Source organism: Yersinia aldovae ATCC 35236, assembly GCF_000173735.1.
Classification (GTDB): domain Bacteria; phylum Pseudomonadota; class Gammaproteobacteria; order Enterobacterales; family Enterobacteriaceae; genus Yersinia; species Yersinia aldovae.
In genome coordinates, this window is sequence record NZ_ACCB01000038.1 from 19,278 (window position 1) to 40,321 (window position 21,044).

Below are 21,044 nucleotides of genomic sequence, written 5' to 3' on the forward strand. Positions count from 1 at the left end.
CACCGGTATGTTACGAGATTACGGACATTATGCCTTTTTTGCGGTGATTTGCCTGTTTTAGACAAACTTCTCTCGTTTAAAACAAGAAACCACGCACGCGACTGCCCCAAGTCAAACCCTATTTTAACCTGTTTTTGCAGGTCTGCCCTAAGGCTTCATTAGACAAATTTTCAGCGCGGTTAAAATGAGCAGTAATGTGGCTCAAGCCGCGCAGGCTATGAGAGTAAGATAGTTCTCATTCCTGTTTATGCGTTGCGTCGGCAAACTGAACACACTACTATCGTTCCATAAATTCACTCACAAATGACTCCCTAATGCAGAAATTACGCCTAATTTGCCTCACGATACTCAGTTTAAGCCTCTCATGGGGTGCCAACGCTGAAGAAAAACGCTACATCTCTGATGAGCTGGATACCTACGTTCATAGCGGCCCCGGTAACCAATACCGTATTGTGGGCACGCTGAAAGGTGGGGATGAAGTCACCCTGATAAGCGTTGATGATGGCACCAATTATGGCCAAATCCGCGACAGTAAAGGGAAAACCACCTGGATCCCACTGAATCAATTGAGTGAAATGCCCAGTCTGCGCATTCGTGTGCCAGATCTGGAACAACAGGTCAAAACACTGACTGACAAGCTGGCCAATATTGATAATAGCTGGAACCAACGCACCGCAGAAATGCAGCAGAAAGTGGCTGCCAGCGATAGCGTAATTTCCGAGCTGCAAAAAGAAAACGAATCGTTGAAAAACCAATTAGTGGTGGCACAAAAGAAAGTCAGTGCAGTAAATCTGCAATTGGATGACAAACAGCGCACTATCATTCTGCAATGGTTCATGTACGGCGGCGGTGTTGCCGGTATCGGCCTGCTGATTGGCCTGGTATTGCCACATCTGATCCCAAGCCGCAAAAAGAACAACCGCTGGATGAACTGATAGCCGTTTAATAAGACTGTAAAATCGACGCGTTCGGCTGCCCGCCAGGGTGGCCTGCTTGTTTAATCTATTCTCATCCCCAACTATACTGAAACAAGCCTTTGTCGCCAGGCGGTAAAGTGTAATTCAAGTGAGCAGCTAACAACGCTGCTACGTCAAGAACGAAGGATTTATATGAAAATCTATCTGGTCGGCGGTGCCGTACGCGACAGCTTATTAAACCTAACCGTGACCGAGCAGGATTGGGTCGTGGTAGGTGCTACGCCAGAACAGCTACTCGCGCAGGGTTACCAACAGGTCGGTAAAGATTTCCCGGTCTTTCTGCATCCGGTCAGCCATGAAGAATACGCACTAGCGCGCACCGAGCGTAAATCGGGTTCTGGTTATACTGGCTTTACCTGCTATGCCGCGCCAGATGTCACGTTGGAAGAGGATTTACTGCGCCGCGATTTGACCATCAATGCCATTGCCCGTAGTGCGGATGGCCAGTTGTTCGATCCCTACCACGGTCAACAAGATTTAGAAAACAGAGTATTACGTCATGTCTCTGACGCCTTCGGTGAAGATCCATTACGTGTTCTGCGTGTCGCCCGCTTCGCCGCCCGTTTTGCCCATTTAGGTTTTAGCGTCGCCGCTGAGACTCAATCATTGATGACTACAATGGCACAAAGCGGCGAGCTATCGGCTCTGACGCCAGAGCGAGTATGGAAAGAGACCGAGAAAGCGCTGAAAACACAAAGCCCGCAGATCTATTTTCAAGTGTTACGTGATTGCGGTGCGCTGGCGGTGCTATTTCCAGAAATTGAACGTTTATTTGGCGTACCGGCTCCCGAAAAGTGGCATCCAGAAATTGATACCGGTATCCATACGCTGATGACATTAACCATTGCGGCTCAACTTAGCCCTGAGGTTGATGTCCGCTTTGCCGCTCTATGCCATGATTTAGGCAAGGGGCTGACACCAAAAGAGTTTTGGCCACATCATCACGGCCACGGCCCAGCAGGTGTGAAATTAGTCCAACAACTGTGCCAGCGTTTACGTGTACCCAATCCGGTACGTGATTTGGCAAAACTGGTGGCGGAATATCACGATCTCATTCATACGGTGAATAAACTACGCCCCGAAACCCTGCTCAAGCTGTTTGATGCCATTGATGTATGGCGCAAGCCAGAACGCCTTGAGCAGATGATCCTGACCAGTGAAGCGGATGCCCGTGGCCGTACCGGATTTGAAGAAAATCCTTATCCACAAGGCGATTATTTGCGAGCTGCATTCCATGTTGCTAACGGGGTGTCAGTACAAGAAGTGGTTGCCAGCGGGTTGCAAGGGCTGGCTATCCGCGACGAATTGAAACGCCGCCGTCAACAAGCATTGGCTGAGTGGAAACAAACACAGGAACAGGTTTCTGGATAAATCCATATTATCTAAGATAATAAAAAAGCCCTGATTAATCAGGGCTTTTTTATTGTATCCGCCGAGTATTTTACTACATAAACACCCAATACACGGCTGCCGCCACAATAAAGCGATAAATGGCAAACGGGACAAAAGAGATACGTTTAATCAATGACAGGAAGGTTTTGATCGCAATCAGTGCGACGATAAATGCGGTGGTAAATCCGACCGCAAACATCGGTAAATCGCCCAATGTCAGGAAGTGCAGGCTCTTATAGAGATCCAACCCACTGGCCCCGATCATCATCGGCACCGCCAGGATGAAGGAGAACTCGGACGCGGCATAACGGTTCACACCGACCAACATACCGCCGGAAATCGTCGCGCCTGAACGGGAGAAACCCGGCCACAATGCCAGACACTGGAAGCAGCCAATGGCGAAGGCTTGACGGTAAGTAATGTCATCCAATCCTATAGATTTTGGATTCTTAGGTTTAAACCATTCCGCTACCAGCAAAAGTACCCCGCCCGCAACCAAGGCATACATGACATTCCTTGGATCAAACAGCGACTTGATAACATCGTGGAAAGCCAGCCCCAGAACAACTGCCGGGATCATCGCCAGTAAGATATGACCTAATGTCAGATGGCCGCTGGTTTTCCCTTCATGAGGCACCTTGCCAAAATGGATACCAATCAGGCCAAACAACCGCCGCCAGAACACAACAACGACGGCCAGGATTGAACCTAACTGAATGATAACTTCAAAGGTTTTCGCTTTATCACCGGTAAAGCCCAACAGCTCGCCGACAATGATCATATGTCCGGTGGATGACACCGGTAAAAACTCAGTCAGCCCTTCGACCACGCCTAAAACAAAAGCTACAAACAGCGAATACATATCCGTCATCTACGATACCCAATGCCATGTAATAGAAAATCACAAAAAACGGCAATATTGAAAGCCCCAGGGTTTCTAAAATAATGCCGTTCAAATTCGATATTTATTAAAGTTATCACGCCATTCGATGCAATCAGACCACATTATCAATGCAGGGTTGCATTTTTATGTCATCACTGCATAAAAATCACTTAGGCCGCTGACCACGTTCAATAACCACACCAACATTACGTGATTGTGCAACCGCCCCCGGTTTGCTGACCTTAATCCGCACCCACGGCGATTTGAAACGCTGCAATAGTAGATCGGCTATCTCTTCTGCCACCCGCTCAACCAGAGCAAAGCGCTGTGATTCCGCATGTTTTATCACCGCTACGCTGATATCAGCGTAGCTTAGGCAATCATTTACATCATCACTGGCTGCCGCTTTACGGTTATCCCAGCCCATTTCGATATCGAACACCAGCTTTTGCTGAATGGTCTGTTCCCAGTCATAAACACCAATGGTAGTTATGACACTGAGTTCTTCAATAAATACGATGTCCATCACGTCATTCTCTGTTTTTGTGCCTGCCGGATATCACTTCCAGCCGAATATGCGTATTATCCACAGATGTTGCGATTAAAACGATCATTATTCGACAGGGCGGTGTTATGAGTGCTATCGCGCTTGGCATGATTATCTTCGCGTATTTGTGTGGCTCAATTTCCAGTGCAATCCTGGTGTGTAGGGTTGCTAAGCTGCCAGACCCGCGAGTGCATGGCTCCGGTAACCCCGGTGCTACCAACGTATTGCGCATCGGTGGCCGTACCGCCGCGGCAACAGTGCTGGTTTTTGATGTACTGAAAGGGATGTTGCCCGTTTGGATTGCTTACCTGCTGCACCTTTCCCCGTTTTATCTCGGCCTGACGGCCATTGCCGCCTGCCTTGGCCACATTTATCCGGTGTTTTTCCACTTTAAAGGTGGCAAAGGTGTCGCCACAGCCTTTGGTGCCATCGCACCGATTGGCTGGGACCTGACTGGCCTGATGACAGGCACTTGGCTACTGACGGTTTTATTAAGCGGCTATTCATCTTTGGGCGCAATTATTAGCGCGCTGATCGCACCCTTTTACGTCTGGTGGTTCAAACCGCAATTCACCTTCCCGGTCGCCATGCTTTCTTGCCTGATCCTGATGCGTCATCACGATAATATTCAGCGTTTATGGCGCGGTAAAGAGAGTAAAATCTGGGACAAACTCAGAAAGAAAAAACAGAAAACCCCTGCTGAAGAAGCCGCAGAGTTAGAAGAGGAAGAAGATTAGTTTACCTCTCCCGCCCAATCAGAATGACTGAGCGGGAGCGAGGCAAGACGCCAGGAATTGAGAGAGCGGAGCATACATCAGTATGTGAGCATCGCGAGATGACGCAGCAACACAGCCGCAGCCCCGCTCAGACTTTCGACACCAATCCAGAATGACTGAGCGGGAGCGAGGCAAGACGCCAGGAATTGAGAGAGCGGAGCGTACATCAGTATGTGAGCATCGCGAGATGACGCAGCAACACAGCCGCAGCCCCGCTCAGACTTTCGGTAATTCAGAAAGAGGCCAGCGCGGCCGCACCGACACACTCAACTCGCTATTCACGCCACTTTTCAGCCTGATCAACCCAGCATAGGCGATCATCGCACCATTATCGGTACAAAACTCTGGCCGGGCGTAGAACACTTCACCGCCGCGTTTTTGCATCATTTCGGCCAGTTTCGAACGCAAGGTTCTATTGGCGCTAACCCCACCGGCAATAACTAATCGTTTAAAACCAGTCTGATCCAATGCACGTCTCGACTTGATAGCCAAGGTATCAACCACCGCGTCTTCGAATGCGCGGGCGATATCGGCGCGAGTTTGGTCGTCAGTGCCATTGGCTCGAATAGTATTGGCGGCGAACGTTTTCAGGCCGGAAAAGCTGAAATCCAGCCCAGGGCGATCAGTCATTGGGCGCGGGAAAGTAAAGCGCCCCGCCGTTCCACATTGAGCCATACGTGACAACATTGGCCCACCGGGGTAATCCAGACCTAGCAATTTTGCTGTTTTATCAAAAGCTTCACCTGCCGCATCATCGACAGATTCGCCCAGTAACAGATATTCGCCAATACCGGTCACACTGATCAACTGAGTGTGACCACCGGAAACCAGCAGAGCAACGAACGGGAACTCTGGTGCATTCTCTTCCAGCATCGGGGCCAGCAAGTGGCCTTCCATATGATGGACCGGCACCGCCGGAACACCCCAGGCAAACGCCAATGCGCGGCCCACAGTAGCGCCAACCAACAATGCCCCCACCAAGCCAGGGCCTGCGGTATAAGCCACGCCATCGATGTCCTGAGCGCTCAAATTAGCTTCTTTCAACGCCGCCTGAATCAACGGCACCGTTTTGCGCACATGATCGCGTGAGGCGAGTTCAGGCACTACGCCACCATAGTCAGCATGTAATTTAACCTGACTATACAGTTGGTTAGCCAACAGACCGGCTTCATCGTCGTAGACTGCAATTCCGGTTTCATCGCAGGACGTCTCTATACCCAAAACTCGCATTACATTTCCCATCATTCGCGTGCGGCCGATAGTTTAGCATAACAGCGCCACGAGTTATGATTTCTGACAACTATCGACCGCATTTTCGCGACTGGGCCATGTAAATGTGGTCGATAGTTGTCATATTTGAAAAGAGTGTTGATTAATTCGATTAACAGCCCTGTTTAGTATATAATCAGCGGCCGTCGCACTCTCGGCACCACTTTCTTGTAAAGAACGAGGGCGACATCACAGGAGCGTGCCTGTTTCAATTTGCTGTGGTGCTTTACAAAGCAGCATTCATTGAAGTAAAATTCCGCACCATTTTGAGAAGGCTGGCGATTGGCCAGCAGCAAACCGATTTCTATTGAGGTGAGAGGCACATGCCGGTAATTAAAGTACGTGAAAACGAGCCATTCGACGTAGCTCTTCGTCGTTTCAAACGCTCTTGTGAAAAAGCAGGTGTTTTAGCTGAAGTTCGTCGTCGTGAGTTCTATGAAAAACCGACTACCGAACGTAAACGCGCTAAAGCTTCTGCTGTAAAACGTCACGCGAAGAAATTGGCTCGCGAAAACGCACGCCGCACTCGTCTGTATTAATTCTTCGGGGGTAACCCCAACGCGTAGTTTTTTATGTTCTAAGAACGCGCAGATCGAGTAGTTGCATACGAAGGCCGTGCTTTCCGAAAGGAATGCGCGGCTTGTTCTCGTTTATGGACTGACCGAATAGGGGCTTATGGCTGGACGAATTCCACGCGTATTTATCAATGACTTGCTGGCTCGTACCGATATTATCGATCTGATCGATGCGCGGGTAAAGCTGAAGAAGCAAGGCAAAAATTATCATGCGTGCTGTCCGTTCCATCATGAGAAAACACCCTCATTCACCGTTAACGGCGAAAAGCAGTTTTATCACTGTTTCGGCTGTGGTGCGCATGGTAATGCTGTTGATTTCTTGATGAATTACGACCGACTCGAGTTTGTCGAGAGTATCGAGGAATTAGCCACTATGCACGGGCTGGAAGTGCCTTACGAGGCAGGAACCGGCACCACCCAGTTAGAACGCCATCAACGACAAAGTCTTTATCAACTGATGGAAAGTCTCAGCGGCTTCTATCAACAGTCACTCAAGGGCCAGACTGCCAATCAGGCACGTGAATACCTTAAACATCGCGGTTTGAGTGAAGAGATCATCCAACATTTTGCTATCGGTTTTGCCCCTTCTGGTTGGGACAACGCCTTAAAACGTTTTGGCCGTGATGGTGAGAGCCGTACCGCGCTGAACGATGCAGGAATGCTGGTGACTAATGATACAGGGCGGGTTTATGATCGTTTTCGTGAACGCGTCATGTTCCCTATCCGCGATAAACGTGGGCGGGTAATCGCTTTTGGCGGGCGAATTCTGGGTGATGGAGTGCCAAAATACCTCAACTCACCAGAAACAGAAATTTTTCATAAGGGCCGCCAGCTATACGGCTTGTATGAAGCACAAGTGAATCATCCTAATCCAACACGCCTATTGGTTGTGGAAGGTTATATGGATGTGGTGGCGTTAGCGCAATTTGGTATTGATTACGCCGTTGCCTCGCTGGGAACAGCGACCACGGCCGAACATATTCAACTGTTATTCCGCGCTACCGATAATGTAATTTGTTGTTATGACGGCGATCGGGCCGGCAGAGATGCCGCCTGGCGAGCATTAGAGACAGCACTGCCCTATCTAAATGACGGGCGTCAGCTACGCTTTATGTTTTTGCCCGATGGCGAAGATCCAGACACACTGGTACGTAAAGAAGGAAAAGACGCATTCGAACAGCGGATGGAAGGGGCGCAGCCACTCTCAACTTTCTTGTTCGAAACGTTAATGCCACAGGTGGATTTGAGCAGCCCCGACGGGCGCGCCAAGTTAAGTACACTGGCATTACCTTTAATTACCCAAGTACCCGGTGAGACTTTGCGCCTTTATCTGCGTCAGCAGCTCGGCAATAAGTTGGGCCTGCTTGATGATAGCCAGCTCGACAAGCTGATGCCGAAACAGGCCGAAAATGCGAATACCTATCAGCCGCCCCAGCTAAAACGCACAACCATGCGTATACTTATAGGGCTACTGGTACAAAACCCACAACTGGCTACACTTATCCCCTCATTACAAGGGGTAGAACAAGCCAAGTTAGCCGGTTTACCGTTATTTATTGAGTTGGTTGAGACCTGTTTAGCTCAACCAGGGCTGACCACCGGACAGTTATTAGAACTGTATCGTGATAATAAATTCAGCCAACAGCTTGAAACTCTCGCAACATGGAACCACATGATTGTTGAGGATAGAGTGGAACAGACTTTTGTCGACACGCTAACCAGCCTGTATGACTCCATATTGGAGCAACGCCAGGAAACCCTAATAGCGCGTGAGCGAACACATGGATTAAACGCCGAAGAACGTAAAGAGCTTTGGTCTTTGAATCTGGCATTAGCCAGAAAAAAATGAAACACCCAACGGCTTAATTGCCGATAAATGTGGGGGCGACTCCCCACAATATGCCGCCATAGCGGGCAGCGGCGACAAAAAAAGGCCCCAAATGCTATTGTTGGCGGTTTCGCCGACCGACACCAACCCAAATACTCTGAAGTGTGGATACCGTCTTATGGAGCAAAACCCGCAGTCACAGCTAAAGCTACTTGTCACCCGTGGTAAGGAGCAAGGCTATCTGACCTATGCTGAGGTCAATGACCATCTGCCGGAAGATATCGTCGATTCCGATCAGATCGAAGACATCATCCAGATGATTAATGACATGGGCATACAGGTGCTGGAAGAAGCGCCTGATGCCGATGATTTGATGCTGGCCGAGAATACCACGGATACCGACGATGACGCGGCTGAAGCTGCGGCACAGGTGTTGTCCAGTGTTGAATCCGAAATCGGGCGTACAACCGACCCGGTGCGTATGTACATGCGCGAAATGGGCACCGTTGAGCTATTGACGCGTGAAGGCGAGATTGATATCGCCAAACGTATCGAAGAGGGTATCAACCAGGTTCAGTGCTCTGTTGCTGAATACCCTGAAGCCATTACTTATCTGTTGGAACAATATGATCGCGTCGAAGCGGGTGAAGCCCGTTTATCTGACCTGATCAATGGCTTTGTCGATCCCAATGCCGAAGAAGATATTGCGCCGACAGCGACTCACGTTGGTTCTGAATTATCCACTGAAGAAATGGATGAAGACGACAAAGAAGAAGACGAAGAAGAAGAAGAAGACGACAACAGCATCGATCCTGAGCTGGCACGTCAAAAATTCAGTGAATTGCGTGACCAGTATGAAAACACACGCATGGCAATCAAGAAAAATGGCCGCAGCCACGCCAGTGCTGCAGCAGAGATTCTGAATCTTTCTGAGGTGTTCAAGCAGTTCCGTCTGGTACCGAAGCAGTTCGACTATCTGGTCAATAACATGCGTGCCATGATGGATCGCGTTCGTACGCAAGAACGTATCATCATGAAGCTGTGTGTTGAGCAGTGTAAAATGCCGAAGAAAAACTTCGTTACCCTGTTCGCCAGCAATGAAACCAGTGATACCTGGTTCGCAGCAGCGATCGCGATGGGTAAACCGTGGTCAGAAAAGCTGAAAGATGTGTCGGATGATGTACAACGTAGCTTGCAGAAACTGCGCCAGATCGAAGAAGAAACCGGTCTGACCATCGAGCAGGTAAAAGACATCAACCGCCGTATGTCTATCGGTGAAGCGAAAGCGCGTCGTGCCAAGAAAGAGATGGTTGAGGCTAACCTGCGTCTGGTTATCTCTATTGCGAAAAAATACACTAACCGAGGTTTGCAATTCCTTGATTTGATTCAGGAAGGTAATATCGGTTTGATGAAAGCAGTAGATAAATTTGAATACCGCCGTGGTTATAAGTTCTCAACTTATGCAACGTGGTGGATTCGTCAGGCGATCACCCGCTCTATCGCGGACCAGGCACGTACCATCCGTATTCCGGTGCATATGATTGAGACAATTAACAAACTCAACCGTATCTCACGCCAGATGCTGCAAGAAATGGGCCGTGAACCAACGCCGGAAGAGCTGGCTGAACGCATGTTGATGCCGGAAGACAAGATTCGTAAAGTGCTGAAGATCGCCAAAGAGCCTATCTCAATGGAGACGCCGATCGGTGATGATGAAGATTCACATCTGGGCGATTTCATCGAAGATACCACGCTGGAGCTGCCGCTGGACTCTGCTACCTCTGAGAGCCTGCGTTCTGCGACTCACGACGTGTTGGCTGGCCTGACCGCGCGTGAAGCGAAAGTTCTGCGTATGCGTTTCGGTATTGATATGAACACTGACCACACTCTGGAAGAAGTGGGTAAGCAGTTCGACGTCACCCGTGAGCGTATTCGTCAGATCGAAGCGAAAGCATTACGTAAACTGCGCCACCCAAGCCGTTCTGAAGTGCTGCGCAGCTTCCTCGACGATTAATTGTCAGTTGCAGCAATAAGCACACACAAAACCTCGGCATACCGGGGTTTTTTTTGCCTTCCGCTCAGACTCTGATACCAATATTAACTGACTATTTTCTACTATATACTTAAAAAACCTTAAATTTGCACAGAAAACACCCATCTGATTTATCAGCCCTAGACCGCAGGATAAAAACTACCGTATAATCAGCGTCCAAGTTTGGCCCCTTAGCTCAGTTGGTTAGAGCACGCGACTCATAATCGCTTGGTCACTGGTTCAAGTCCAGTAGGGGCCACCAAATAAAACAAGGAGTTACGTCAATAGCGTAACTCCTTTATTATTTCTGGGATACTTATGGGATACCCGCCATAGGTAATACTAGGTAACGGTTTGGCGAAAGCCTAAACGTGCAGTTGGGTCGTGGCAGCCGGAGTAACTGCTTTTAAAGATGAAAGTGCCACGGGTCTGTAATTCCTACTCCCATCTCATCATGCAGACGGTAGGAACCTTTATGGGGGTCTTATGACTGAATCTATAAAGGGCTCAGACCTGCTGTCAGTGCGCGTGTTGGTAATAACCGGCTTGTTCACTGCATTAGTGACTGGAGGACTTAGTCCGATTGTTGCTTTGCTAGGTTCTTTTGCCTTTGTTTATCTTCTTCGCCGCTAATAGCGTGTTTTGCCCGGCCCAGCGAAAGCTGGGCCAACCTCAAAGGTTACGGCATGAACTGACACTAGTCAGTTAATTTGTTGTTTAAAAAGACGCTATCCTTAGTTGGTTAGCGCCTTTTTTATTAAAATGACTACACATGTTCATGAACGAAGATAAACAGCAGCAAACAAATTTCATAATCAAATTTTGCTACTTCTCGCCCACTTAGCGGCTTCAACCAGATCAATCCAGCGTTCCTTGACACCTTCTATTTTTAGAACCTGAACACCTTCTTTCCAGACTCCGCGCTGGGCTCGCTTGTTAACCGCTTCAATAGATTCTTCAATCTCTTTGCAATATATTGATATCGGTACACATTCCAGATTCATCATGATCCCCTTGATAATTGTTGTACATTATTTACGCGGATTTATTTGTTCTTTGGTTATCAACCCATAAATTGATAGGGATTTATCAGTAATAAAAAACCCGCAATATTGCGGGCTTGTCCGTAGTTCATGCACTAAAAAATTTTATACATTAAGCTTTATTAGACTCGCGCCATTCTGTAACCATTTCCTTTGTAACTTCTTTCTTATAGCAGATAGGTGAATAGCCACCAGCTCGGCTCCACGCGCTACGTTTCCCACAACTACTTCCATTTTTAGCTGAGTTAAAAGGGCATGGGCAGTTACCCGGATATGATTCTATAGACTCGTTGATAACCATCTGTTTAACATTGTCATCAGATAAATTAGCTACTTTGGCGAGGGTAGGGACTGAAAATAAAACTAACGCTAGTGCCAAAACAGATATTGAACATTTCTTAGCTGAAATCATTATTTTATCTCTCCTTTTGAAATGGAGAGTATTTAGCTATCAGTAGAAATCCTTATTGATTTAGATTAACAAACCAATAATACAGTTAAAATGAACACGTTTTGTTTGATAATAAAGCAACAAAGATGGTTGGATACACATTTCACGCTCAATTTCTCACGATCAGCAAAATCTAACCTGACTCTTTAAATTCAATTTTATTTAAGATTACTTGATAGCTTTCATAGAATCCTGTCACTCTAGTAACCGTTATCCGTTGCCCGAACTGGCATTGTAGTGGCGCACTGAATTTCGAGTTGGCTTTTTTTCTAGTTAAAATGCCACTGGATATTTTGGTGATCGTTTAGTTGGGGCGAAAAAAACCGCTTGCGCAGGCTTCTTTTAATACCAAAACACGGCTTGATTATTACGACTCGGATGGGGCGGCGCTGGTTTTGTTTTCCCCGGTTTAACAATTATCCGATCAACCGTTTCATGAGTAGCAAAGGTGCAACTACAGTTTATATTTGTGCACTGGTGATAACGTTCTTTCGTTTGTTCACTCAGGTAACGGCTAGACTTTCATAGTTTCCGTCATGATTACGTTTCTTCCGTGGCATGTTCCGCTACGTGTGCGGGGCGTGGCTGGCGTGATCCATTTCGGGTATTGCGGTGTAATGATGGGTTTATTGCGTAGCGTGTCGGGCTACTGGCAGTGCTTTTAGATGGGTGTAAAAAAGCCCGCGAGGTGGGCTAGCGTAGACTACATATTCAACATATGCGCCTGTAAGGCACTCTTATGCTTTTGGACTGAATAGTAACCGTGATAACACAACATATAGCCCAGTTGAAATCGCAAGTAGAAATATTAAAACCAAAATAAGTTCATTCCAGCTTCCTTCACTGTCAGCCCCACCGATATAGTTATCAACGACTAGCGAAAATGAATAGATGAGGTTTTTAACTTGGTCAGTATGCTTAAATATAAAAAAGCTGCTCACAAAACAGGTAATGAACAGCAGTATTTTTTTAACGGAGCTTACATTGCGCAAAGTTTCTGCTCCCTGTGACGTCCACCCGCCCGTAAGCCATAAGCCCTGCGCCGCCGGGCACACTAAATCTTTTAGCCTTAAGTATCCTGTCCCTGACAACTGCAAAATCGCTAACCTGAAAGAACGTAATACATCCCCAAGAGGTTCCACTGCCATCAGGCCGTAGCGGATGCAACCGAAACTGGCCTCGCTTCACGCCGTTAACATATAAATTATCGTTCATTGTCTCGTGGCTAAATAGGCCAAACCACTCATCATGGTTGGTACCGTTCCACAAATCCAGACCGGTGTTACGTACTTGATTACCTAAACTACCAACAGGACGATCTACAATCCAATATTGTCCGGGGGGTAATGCGGAATGCGGAATATCTGAACATTCCGGCATATTGCTATAAGGCCGGTCACCAGAAAACACGTCAAAAGTTCCTAACCCATAATAATGAAACGTTGCTTTTGCGCCGTCATTGGTCAAGCGATTATAATCCATCCTACAGATCTGCATTTTTTAAATTCCCTTTCATTTGTATGTATCCATCATAATTAACCTGACTTTAGCATAAATCTTAAGGGCAACAAAAAACTCACTATAATGCGAGTTACTCTCATCAGTCCCCGTTACAGACGATTTCATCCTCAGCTTACTTCCCTCCGATCACAGGGGCATATTTATCACGTAATCCGTCTGACTTGGCCCCAGTGGCGGTGATTTGAGCTATTAACCCTATTTACCGGTTATAAACGCCTTTCGAGTGTTATTTTTACGGCTGGCGTACAGGAAAAATTCCATGATGTAATCATTTGAATATCATAAATTTTATTTATAACTATGTTGTTCAAACTATACTCATAATAGTTATTGATAGCTGAGTTCAGATAATACAGGAGTAACAATCATGCTGAATATAAATCAGAAATACCTGATGAACCTTGATGAAAGTGCGTTAAAAAAGCAACGACTGATCATGCGAACCATTGCAGCTCTACTGCTGTTAGGTGGGATTTTCTGCCTTATTAACCCATTAGCATCCGGCGTCGTGCTGAGTAAAATCATCGGTGCACTATTGCTGCTTAGTGGTATCGCGCTGGTCGTCGGTATGGTGACTAACCGCCGTTCCCACGACATATGGCCAATGGTGACCGGTATTTTGCTGGGTGTGGCCTATATCGTGATGGGTTATGTATTTATCACCAACCCTGCGGTAGGGATGATAAGTCTGGCGATAGTCCTGGCAGTTCTGTTTGCCTTTGGTGGAGTCATCCGGCTGATTACTGGCTTTAAAATATGGGGGATGCCAGGTGCATGGCTGCAAATCTTGCTTGGAGTGCTGGATTTGGTGATCACCTATTTGTTGGTTAGCGCAGGGCCATTGATGTCAATCACGATGGTAACCACCTTGGTCGGGATTGAAATGCTGTTCAGTTCATTTAGCTGCTTTATGGTTGCAGGCTTGTATAAACGCAACGCCTGACCCCTACGCTGCTATCGGTTAGCAGTGCTGCGCTGAACCCCACCGGTGGGCATTCGGTGACTGATTCAATTACCTTACTTTAATAAGCGAAGGGAATGCGTGCATCACAGTAGATCCCTTCGCTATTGCCCACAACCTATTCCTCCATGCCATATTCATGACGGCTATCACAATCAGCACACAACGATTTCCCAAGTTGTACAGCAACGTCTAAATTTGAATAAAAATCTCATCCGACCACTTACCCAGCTCAGTGGTGGCGGCGGAGAAATAACAATAACGGTTTGGCGGCATGGCACTGATTTATGTGGTGTCATGCCGCCAGAAGTACACCCGATGGAGACTGCAATGTTAGCTTACCCTCACCTGCTCACTCCCCTTGATCTTGGTTTTACTACACTGAAAAACCGCGTATTAATGGGTTCGATGCATACCGGACTGGAAGAGTTACCCGATGGCCCACAACGTCTGGCCGCTTTCTATGCTGAACGAGCAACGGGGGGGGCCGGCCTGATTGTCACCGGTGGAATTGCCCCCAATAGCAAAGGCGTGGTGTATCAGGGTGCCTCCGTGTTAAATGACGTAGCGCAACTCCCGCATCATCAAATTGTAACCGATGCAGTTCATCAGGCTGGCGGTAAAATCGCATTGCAAATTCTCCATGCAGGCCGCTACAGCTATCAGAAACACCCCGTAGCCCCTTCTGCATTGCAAGCGCCGATCAACCCTTTTACACCGCAAGCGCTGAGCGGTGATGAAGTGCTACAAACCATTGCTGACTTCGCTCACTGCGCACAGCTCGCGAAACAAGCCGGTTATGATGGTGTTGAGGTGATGGGTTCTGAGGGGTATTTGATTAATCAGTTCTTAACCGCACGAACCAATCAGCGCGATGATGAATGGGGGGGCGATTTCACTCACCGAATGCGTTTCGCGGTAGAAATTGTGCGGGCAGTACGGCAGGCGACCGGGCCTGATTTCATCCTGATTTACCGCCTATCGATGCTTGATCTGGTGGAGGAAGGCTCCAGTTGGGAAGAGATTGTGCAGTTGGCGCAAGCCATTGAACAGGCAGGAGCCACGCTGATCAATACCGGTATCGGCTGGCATGAAGCGCGCATTCCGACCATTGCCACTATGGTACCACGGGCTGGGTTTAGCTGGGTCACCCGCAAGTTGATGGGGAAAGTGACCATCCCTCTGATCACCACTAACCGCATCAATGATCCCACAGTGGCCGAACAAGTATTAGCAGACGGCTGCGCCGATATGGTATCGATGGCACGCCCATTTCTCGCTGATGCGGCTTTTGTACAAAAAGCGGCACAGAATAGAGCTGATGAAATTAATACTTGTATTGGTTGTAATCAAGCTTGTCTGGACCAAATTTTTGATGGCAAACTGACCTCATGCTTGGTTAATCCGCGTGCCTGCCGTGAAACCGAAATGCCAATAGTCGCCACTAAGACCCCGAAACAACTGGCAGTCGTAGGCTCCGGCCCTGCTGGGTTAGCGTTTGCCGTCACTGCCGCCAGCCGCGGGCATCAGGTCACGCTCTTTGAGGCCGCCGCCGATATCGGCGGTCAGTTTAATATCGCCAAACAGATCCCTGGCAAAGAAGAGTTCTACGAGACACTGCGCTATTTCCGCCGCCAGTTAGTGTTGCACGGCGTGGAACAACACCTGAATACGCGGGTGCAAGCGGAACAACTGGCTGCGTTTGATGAGGTGATCCTCGCTTGTGGCATCCAGCCACGCTTACCGGATATCAGCGGTATTGACCATCCTAAGGTACTGACTTATCTGGATGTGCTGCGCGATAAAAAACCGGTCGGTGACCGTGTGGCAATTATCGGGGCGGGCGGGATTGGTTTCGATACCGCCGAATACCTCAGTCAGTCGGGTGAGTCCAGCAGCCTTAACAGCGAAGCCTTCAGCAGCGAATGGGGCATCGATCAAGCGCTGGAACACCGTGGCGGGCTGGCACCGGAAGGCGCTAAAGTACACTCATCCCCACGGCAGATCTTCTTGTTACAACGAAAACCCAGCAAGGTCGGCGAAGGCTTAGGTAAAACCACTGGCTGGATCCACCGCACCAGTCTGGCCATGCGCGGCGTAAAAATGCTCAACAGTGTCAGCTATGAGGCAATTGATGATGAAGGTTTACATATCACCCGTGCCGATCAACACAGTTGCCTGCCAGTCGATACCATTATTATTTGCGCCGGTCAGGAACCGCGCAGAGAATTGCATCAGCCACTGCTGGAGATGGGTAAAACCGTACATTTAATTGGCGGCGCAGATGTGGCGGTCGAGCTGGATGCCCGTCGAGCGATTGATCAAGGGACACGTCTGGCGCTGGCAATATAAGTAGAAATAAGAAAATAGGGTGTGCGGTTAACGGCAAAGTGACTTATAGCTTAGTGAGTGAAGGGTTGACCGCACCTCGGGGCACTCCGACGGCACGTTTCCCCTTCATTTGGCTTTGTCAGCAGTCTGGCAGGGGGTGGAAGCCCCCTGTCAGACTACGATTAAAAGTCACTGTATGACATATCCAGGCTACCACTACCACCGCCCTCAGAGCGAGATGAGGCCGTTTTCACCGCTTTCAGCACCATAAACTTCTGGTTTGAATCCAGCGTTTCGCAGTTACCGAACAAACGTTTAAGTTTGTGGAAGTAATCCAGATGGCGGTTCCCGACAATCATCAGCTCGCCACCGGTCTTCAGGCAGCGCTTGGCATCACAGAACATCTGCCATGCTACATGGTCGCTAACCGCGTGCTGCTGATGGAACGGAGGGTTGCATAGCACCAATTGCAGGCTCTCACGTTCGACCCCCGCCAAACCATGACTCACCATGAATTCACAGCGTGACAAGTCTTGTGGGCGGTTATAAGTGATATTCAGCTCGCTCGAAGCCACTGCCATGTAGGATTCATCGACAAACAGCATATCTGCCAATGGGTTTTGCTCTAGCGCAATTAACCCGACAACCCCGTTACCGCAGCCCAGATCCGCTATCTTACCGCTCACATCATACGGCAGGATCTCCATAAAGAAGCGCGCGCCGATATCCAGATTATTGCGGGAAAATACATTAGCGTGGTTATGGATAACATACTCGGTATTAGCCAGTGGCCAGTCGACCGTTTCCGGCGCATCAGTCAAAGGGATATCCGCCACTTCACAGTGGATCAAGCGCGCTTTCTTCCACGCCAGCGTGGTTTTTGTCGGCCCGAGAATTTTTTCAAATAATTGTAGGGTGGAATTATGAACATCGCGCGATTTCGCACCGGCGATAATCACCGTATCTGGCGCAACCACACGACGCAGGGCATGTAATTGATGCTCGAGCAACGCTAATGCTTTAGGGATCTTAATCACCACCAGCTTAGGTGCTTGCGGCAAGGCATCCATGCAGCTCAATAACGTTACCGCGTCTTCATCCAGATGGTTTAAACCCAAATTATGCGTCGTCGCCAGTTGGCTCATATAAGAGTCACTGACACTGAACGGGCGATGGGCGTGTAATGCACAAGCCAGCGTGCCAAATTGATCGTTAAACACCAGCACCGGGCGGCCATCAATCTGGCTTAAGTCAATGTTTTGTAGCAGATATTCATCTGCTGCTTCCCACGCCTGTAGGGTCGTGGAATTTTCCTGTGGGGGAAAACGCTCCAGCTCAAGGCTCTGCGTTCCCAGTAAGAGTTGGCTCATCACCGCTCCTGAATAATAAATTTGGGCTGTTTATCCCCTAAAACGGGCGATCAGTAAAATGTTTTTTTGCTTAAATGCTGTTTTATCGAAACCAAGGCCGGCTAAAAGGGGGAGATAACTAGGGCATGGCTGGGAAATCAGGTTAACAAACGCCTCAAAAATGCTTAATGAAGCGTGTATTTTACCCCGACACCAATCATTACAAAACCTTGTTTTCATGCTAATTCATTATCAATTGATTCAAATTCTGTTGGATCAACATAGAATTTCCCGTCAGACGAATCTCAATAGGTTATTAATTATATATGATGAGTCATTCATAAAACCAATTAAATAATAAATCATTTAATTGCACCTGAAATTATTTTTATATCAAAAATAAACTTTCGGACTAACCGTTATATTTTTCGTCATTCATAAAGTTTTAATATTAATTACCAGGAAGGTAAATCAATAATGTATATATCAAATATTACTCAGCCGGGTGGTCATACCCTTACCCGGAAGATATCTTCAAATCATCGCCTATCTCCATGCGCCAAGGCCATCGGTGCCTTGTTGCTTATTCTGAACAGCACCGCCGCGTGGGCCAATGTTGATGCTGTAAAAAAAACACATATACAGGGAATTGAAAATACAGAAGACCACAGGCTACAGCAGCGGATACGTGAAATGCAAAGTCACTCCCTGCATCTGAGAATCGATCTTAGGGAGGTAATGACAAAACTTGATCAATACAAGAACTTATATACTGATATTAAACCACTTTCCATCCAAGAAGTGAGCAACCTGGAAGATAAGAAGAAGTATCTGGAGAGGCAGATAGTGCAACATGATGCTCATGAGCGGCAACTACAACAGTTAATCGAATCTCGAAATCCCCGTCTGCTGACCGAGGATGATACATATAAGCCACAACCATTGTCCCCATCAACAAAGCCCACACCATCTGAATCTAAATTACCGTATCGTGAAATTACCGATATCGTAATGAACGTTATCGAAGTGGTTGAAATAGCAGCAGACATACCAGAATTTATAAAATATACAACAGAAGAACGAGCGGATATACAAACAAGAAGAAACAGAACGATTGCAACTGCTACTCGGTCGGAAATAGTGCCATTACTTTTCACTAATTTACTCATGGCCCAGCCAGCAGTGAAAGAAAGAGTCGACGCAGAAATTATAAGAATGGCACAAATAAAGGCTTTGCAACAAAACATTGATAAGTTAAATAATAAACAATTCCCGGATAAGGAAGAACAACGTAAGAAATCGACAAAAGATGAAAATGTAACGACTTCAAATAAAGTTGTTGAAGATACAATGTCCGCAGAAGTAAATGATGTTTTTACTGAGATTGATCAACTCGGCCAGGCTGTATTCTCTAATATATTGTTTACTGCTAAACCAGAGGTTAGCGCCATAGAAACAGTCAAAAATAAATCTGAAAATAAATTAGGGAGTACATCTACAAATGTAAATGCAGACATATCTCCCACTCATGAGGGAGTAGTGAATAAGTATAAAATACGAGTAACGCAAAAAGCGGAGAATGCTGTCCTCAATGACTCAGGTTCATTAACGCTCATTGGTAACGCCCAAGCGGTCAATACTCTAGTTGATACCGATAATCAGTGGTCATTTTTTGCATTAGAGAACGAAAGTCACGCTGATACCACTACAATTCGCAAGGGTACTATGTCGGTAACAGGCAATGCCACTGCTTCAAAGACTTTTGTCGGTTTAACTGAAGAGGAAAATAAGCAGCAACCAGTAAGCTCTGAAACAACGATAAAAATGGATATATCCACAACCAAGAAAGTCACAAATACCACTGTTGGAATGCATGGCAAAGTCGATCTCAATCGTAATGCAATTATGGAAAAAACGCATATAAAAAAAGGAGGAGAATTAGTCGTTAAAGGGGAAGACAACCCAACGCTATCAGACACCACAGTTGAAGGTACCTTAGAGTTACAAATGAGTGATGTAATACTAAATGGCAAAACTGTATTTTTGCCCGGTTCAGTATTAAAAGGCAATAACTATAGCATTACGAATAATGGCGATATTATTTTCGAAGGCACTAGTGGCGAAATAGCAGTATATTCATATATGGACGGCGATGGTTCATTAACCATAGACAGTCCTGAAGAAACACTCACATTACAAGGTGCAGAATATATATATACAGGTCTAACCAATATACAAGCAGGTACATTACAAATATCAGAAACAAACTTTTCTTCTAGCCCAATTATAGGTCAGGCAGGTGCTGAACTCGTATTATCTAATAGTTTACTCGAGACCAGTGTTAACGGTGGTCGTATGGATCTCAATGAGAAAAGCATATGGAATATAACTAGAGATTCTCGTGTTGATGGACTTTATACTTCAAAAAATAGCCAGCTCAATCTTAGTAGTAAATTATTCGGCCATCACCGGATAGGTAACAAACTGACCATTAACGGAGATTATCACAGCAGCGGTGGTGAATTGACTTTTTATAGTAAGTTAGCAGGGGATAATTCCGAGACTGACTCTATGCTGGTTGAAGGCAATACATCGGGTCACACTAACGTGCGAGTCATTGATTTAATGGGGGAAGGTGCGCAAACTGATTTAGGTATTCTATTAATTGAGGTTAAAGGTCAATCTAATGGAGACTTTAAACAAGTTGGCCGTATTACCGCCGGTGCTTATGAATATAAGCTAGGTCGTGGTGAGGCGGCCCGTAACAAAAATTGGTACCTGACCAGTAATACTGACAAATTCGCACCAAAAGAAAAAGATAAGGCTGAAGTTATACCTGAAAAAGATGATAAAATAGTTAAACCATACAGTTCACCACATGAGGTCATAAAAGCCGCCAGCAAGAGTCATTACCCCGCAAATCGTATAATAGATGCATTCCTGACTACACTAGAAATGGCATTTAAACCAGTAGAGTCGGAGGATACGTCAGTTGTTAAACCCACAGAGACTCCAGCTAATGCCCTGCCAACAGCTATTGTAGCAACGCCAACCAACGCTGAATCCGAGAGCACTCCAGTGCCTAACCCCACAGAGACACCAGCCAAAG

17 protein-coding genes and 1 tRNA gene are annotated in these 21,044 nt (G+C 47.1%); 10 read left to right on the forward strand and 8 right to left on the reverse strand.

The window, feature by feature from the left end; all coding sequences use genetic code 11:
- The first annotated feature begins 314 nt into the window (after nucleotides 1-314).
- Nucleotides 315-935, forward strand: coding sequence for a TIGR04211 family SH3 domain-containing protein (locus tag YALDO0001_RS15510; protein ID WP_004704478.1), 621 nt, complete (start codon nucleotides 315-317; stop codon nucleotides 933-935).
- A 174-nt stretch (nucleotides 936-1,109) separates the two neighbouring features.
- On the forward strand, nucleotides 1,110-2,348 hold the full coding sequence (locus YALDO0001_RS15515; RefSeq protein ID WP_004704479.1) for a multifunctional CCA addition/repair protein: 1,239 nt from the start codon (nucleotides 1,110-1,112) through the stop codon (nucleotides 2,346-2,348).
- A 73-nt stretch (nucleotides 2,349-2,421) separates the two neighbouring features.
- Here YALDO0001_RS15515 and bacA read toward each other — a convergent pair whose 3' ends face one another.
- Nucleotides 2,422-3,240: an undecaprenyl-diphosphate phosphatase gene (gene bacA / locus YALDO0001_RS15520; protein WP_004704480.1), complete on the reverse strand. Its 819-nt coding sequence runs from the start codon at nucleotides 3,238-3,240 to the stop codon at nucleotides 2,422-2,424.
- A gap of 178 nt (nucleotides 3,241-3,418) precedes the next feature.
- Complete coding sequence (folB, locus tag YALDO0001_RS15525; protein ID WP_004704481.1) at nucleotides 3,419-3,778, reverse strand: bifunctional dihydroneopterin aldolase/7,8-dihydroneopterin epimerase; 360 nt, start codon at nucleotides 3,776-3,778, stop codon at nucleotides 3,419-3,421.
- A 107-nt stretch (nucleotides 3,779-3,885) separates the two neighbouring features.
- Here folB and plsY point away from each other — a divergent pair, with 107 nt between their 5' ends.
- Nucleotides 3,886-4,536, forward strand: a complete 651-nt coding sequence (gene plsY, locus YALDO0001_RS15530) for a glycerol-3-phosphate 1-O-acyltransferase PlsY (RefSeq protein WP_004704482.1) — start codon at nucleotides 3,886-3,888, stop codon at nucleotides 4,534-4,536.
- Nucleotides 4,537-4,791: 255 nt separating this feature from the next.
- On the opposite strand, the gene tsaD is transcribed toward plsY, so the two are convergent.
- Nucleotides 4,792-5,805: a tRNA (adenosine(37)-N6)-threonylcarbamoyltransferase complex transferase subunit TsaD gene (tsaD, locus tag YALDO0001_RS15535; protein ID WP_042840239.1), complete on the reverse strand. Its 1,014-nt coding sequence runs from the start codon at nucleotides 5,803-5,805 to the stop codon at nucleotides 4,792-4,794.
- A gap of 362 nt (nucleotides 5,806-6,167) precedes the next feature.
- On the opposite strand from tsaD, the gene rpsU reads away from it, so the two are divergent.
- The 4 genes from rpsU (at nucleotide 6,168) to YALDO0001_RS15555 (ending at nucleotide 10,541) form a co-directional block, all read left to right on the forward strand.
- A complete protein-coding gene (gene rpsU, locus YALDO0001_RS15540; RefSeq protein ID WP_001144069.1) occupies nucleotides 6,168-6,383 on the forward strand; it encodes a 30S ribosomal protein S21 in 216 nt (71 codons plus the stop codon).
- 136 nt (nucleotides 6,384-6,519) lie between these two features.
- A complete protein-coding gene (gene dnaG / locus YALDO0001_RS15545; protein WP_004704484.1) occupies nucleotides 6,520-8,268 on the forward strand; it encodes a DNA primase in 1,749 nt (582 codons plus the stop codon).
- A gap of 157 nt (nucleotides 8,269-8,425) precedes the next feature.
- The gene (gene rpoD / locus YALDO0001_RS15550) at nucleotides 8,426-10,261 is read left to right on the forward strand and encodes an RNA polymerase sigma factor RpoD (protein ID WP_004704485.1); all 1,836 of its coding nucleotides are present in this window, start codon (nucleotides 8,426-8,428) and stop codon (nucleotides 10,259-10,261) included.
- Between the two features lie 203 nt (nucleotides 10,262-10,464).
- Nucleotides 10,465-10,541 (forward strand) — tRNA-Ile (locus tag YALDO0001_RS15555).
- 553 nt (nucleotides 10,542-11,094) lie between these two features.
- On the opposite strand, the gene YALDO0001_RS15560 is transcribed toward YALDO0001_RS15555, so the two are convergent.
- From YALDO0001_RS15560 to YALDO0001_RS15570, 4 genes are all read right to left on the reverse strand, one after another.
- A complete protein-coding gene (locus tag YALDO0001_RS15560; RefSeq protein ID WP_004704486.1) occupies nucleotides 11,095-11,286 on the reverse strand; it encodes a hypothetical protein in 192 nt (63 codons plus the stop codon).
- Nucleotides 11,287-11,434: 148 nt separating this feature from the next.
- Nucleotides 11,435-11,731: a hypothetical protein gene (locus YALDO0001_RS20340; protein WP_186367084.1), complete on the reverse strand. Its 297-nt coding sequence runs from the start codon at nucleotides 11,729-11,731 to the stop codon at nucleotides 11,435-11,437.
- A 384-nt stretch (nucleotides 11,732-12,115) separates the two neighbouring features.
- Nucleotides 12,116-12,280, reverse strand: a complete 165-nt coding sequence (locus YALDO0001_RS20345) for an ogr/Delta-like zinc finger family protein (protein WP_071986418.1) — start codon at nucleotides 12,278-12,280, stop codon at nucleotides 12,116-12,118.
- A gap of 462 nt (nucleotides 12,281-12,742) precedes the next feature.
- Nucleotides 12,743-13,255, reverse strand: a complete 513-nt coding sequence (locus tag YALDO0001_RS15570; RefSeq protein WP_004704487.1) for a DUF2778 domain-containing protein — start codon at nucleotides 13,253-13,255, stop codon at nucleotides 12,743-12,745.
- A 406-nt stretch (nucleotides 13,256-13,661) separates the two neighbouring features.
- Here YALDO0001_RS15570 and YALDO0001_RS15575 point away from each other — a divergent pair, with 406 nt between their 5' ends.
- Nucleotides 13,662-14,237 (forward strand): HdeD family acid-resistance protein, encoded by a 576-nt coding sequence (locus tag YALDO0001_RS15575; RefSeq protein ID WP_004704488.1) that lies wholly within the window; start codon nucleotides 13,662-13,664, stop codon nucleotides 14,235-14,237.
- A gap of 348 nt (nucleotides 14,238-14,585) precedes the next feature.
- Entirely contained in the window at nucleotides 14,586-16,607 is a 2,022-nt protein-coding gene (locus YALDO0001_RS15580) for an NADPH-dependent 2,4-dienoyl-CoA reductase (RefSeq protein ID WP_042840245.1), read from the forward strand.
- 161 nt (nucleotides 16,608-16,768) lie between these two features.
- On the opposite strand, the gene rlmG is transcribed toward YALDO0001_RS15580, so the two are convergent.
- Entirely contained in the window at nucleotides 16,769-17,956 is a 1,188-nt protein-coding gene (gene rlmG / locus YALDO0001_RS15585; RefSeq protein WP_042840246.1) for a 23S rRNA (guanine(1835)-N(2))-methyltransferase RlmG, read from the reverse strand.
- Between the two features lie 456 nt (nucleotides 17,957-18,412).
- Here rlmG and YALDO0001_RS19750 point away from each other — a divergent pair.
- On the forward strand, nucleotides 18,413-21,044 hold a 2,632-nt coding region (locus YALDO0001_RS19750), incomplete at its 3' end, for an autotransporter outer membrane beta-barrel domain-containing protein (protein WP_050773552.1).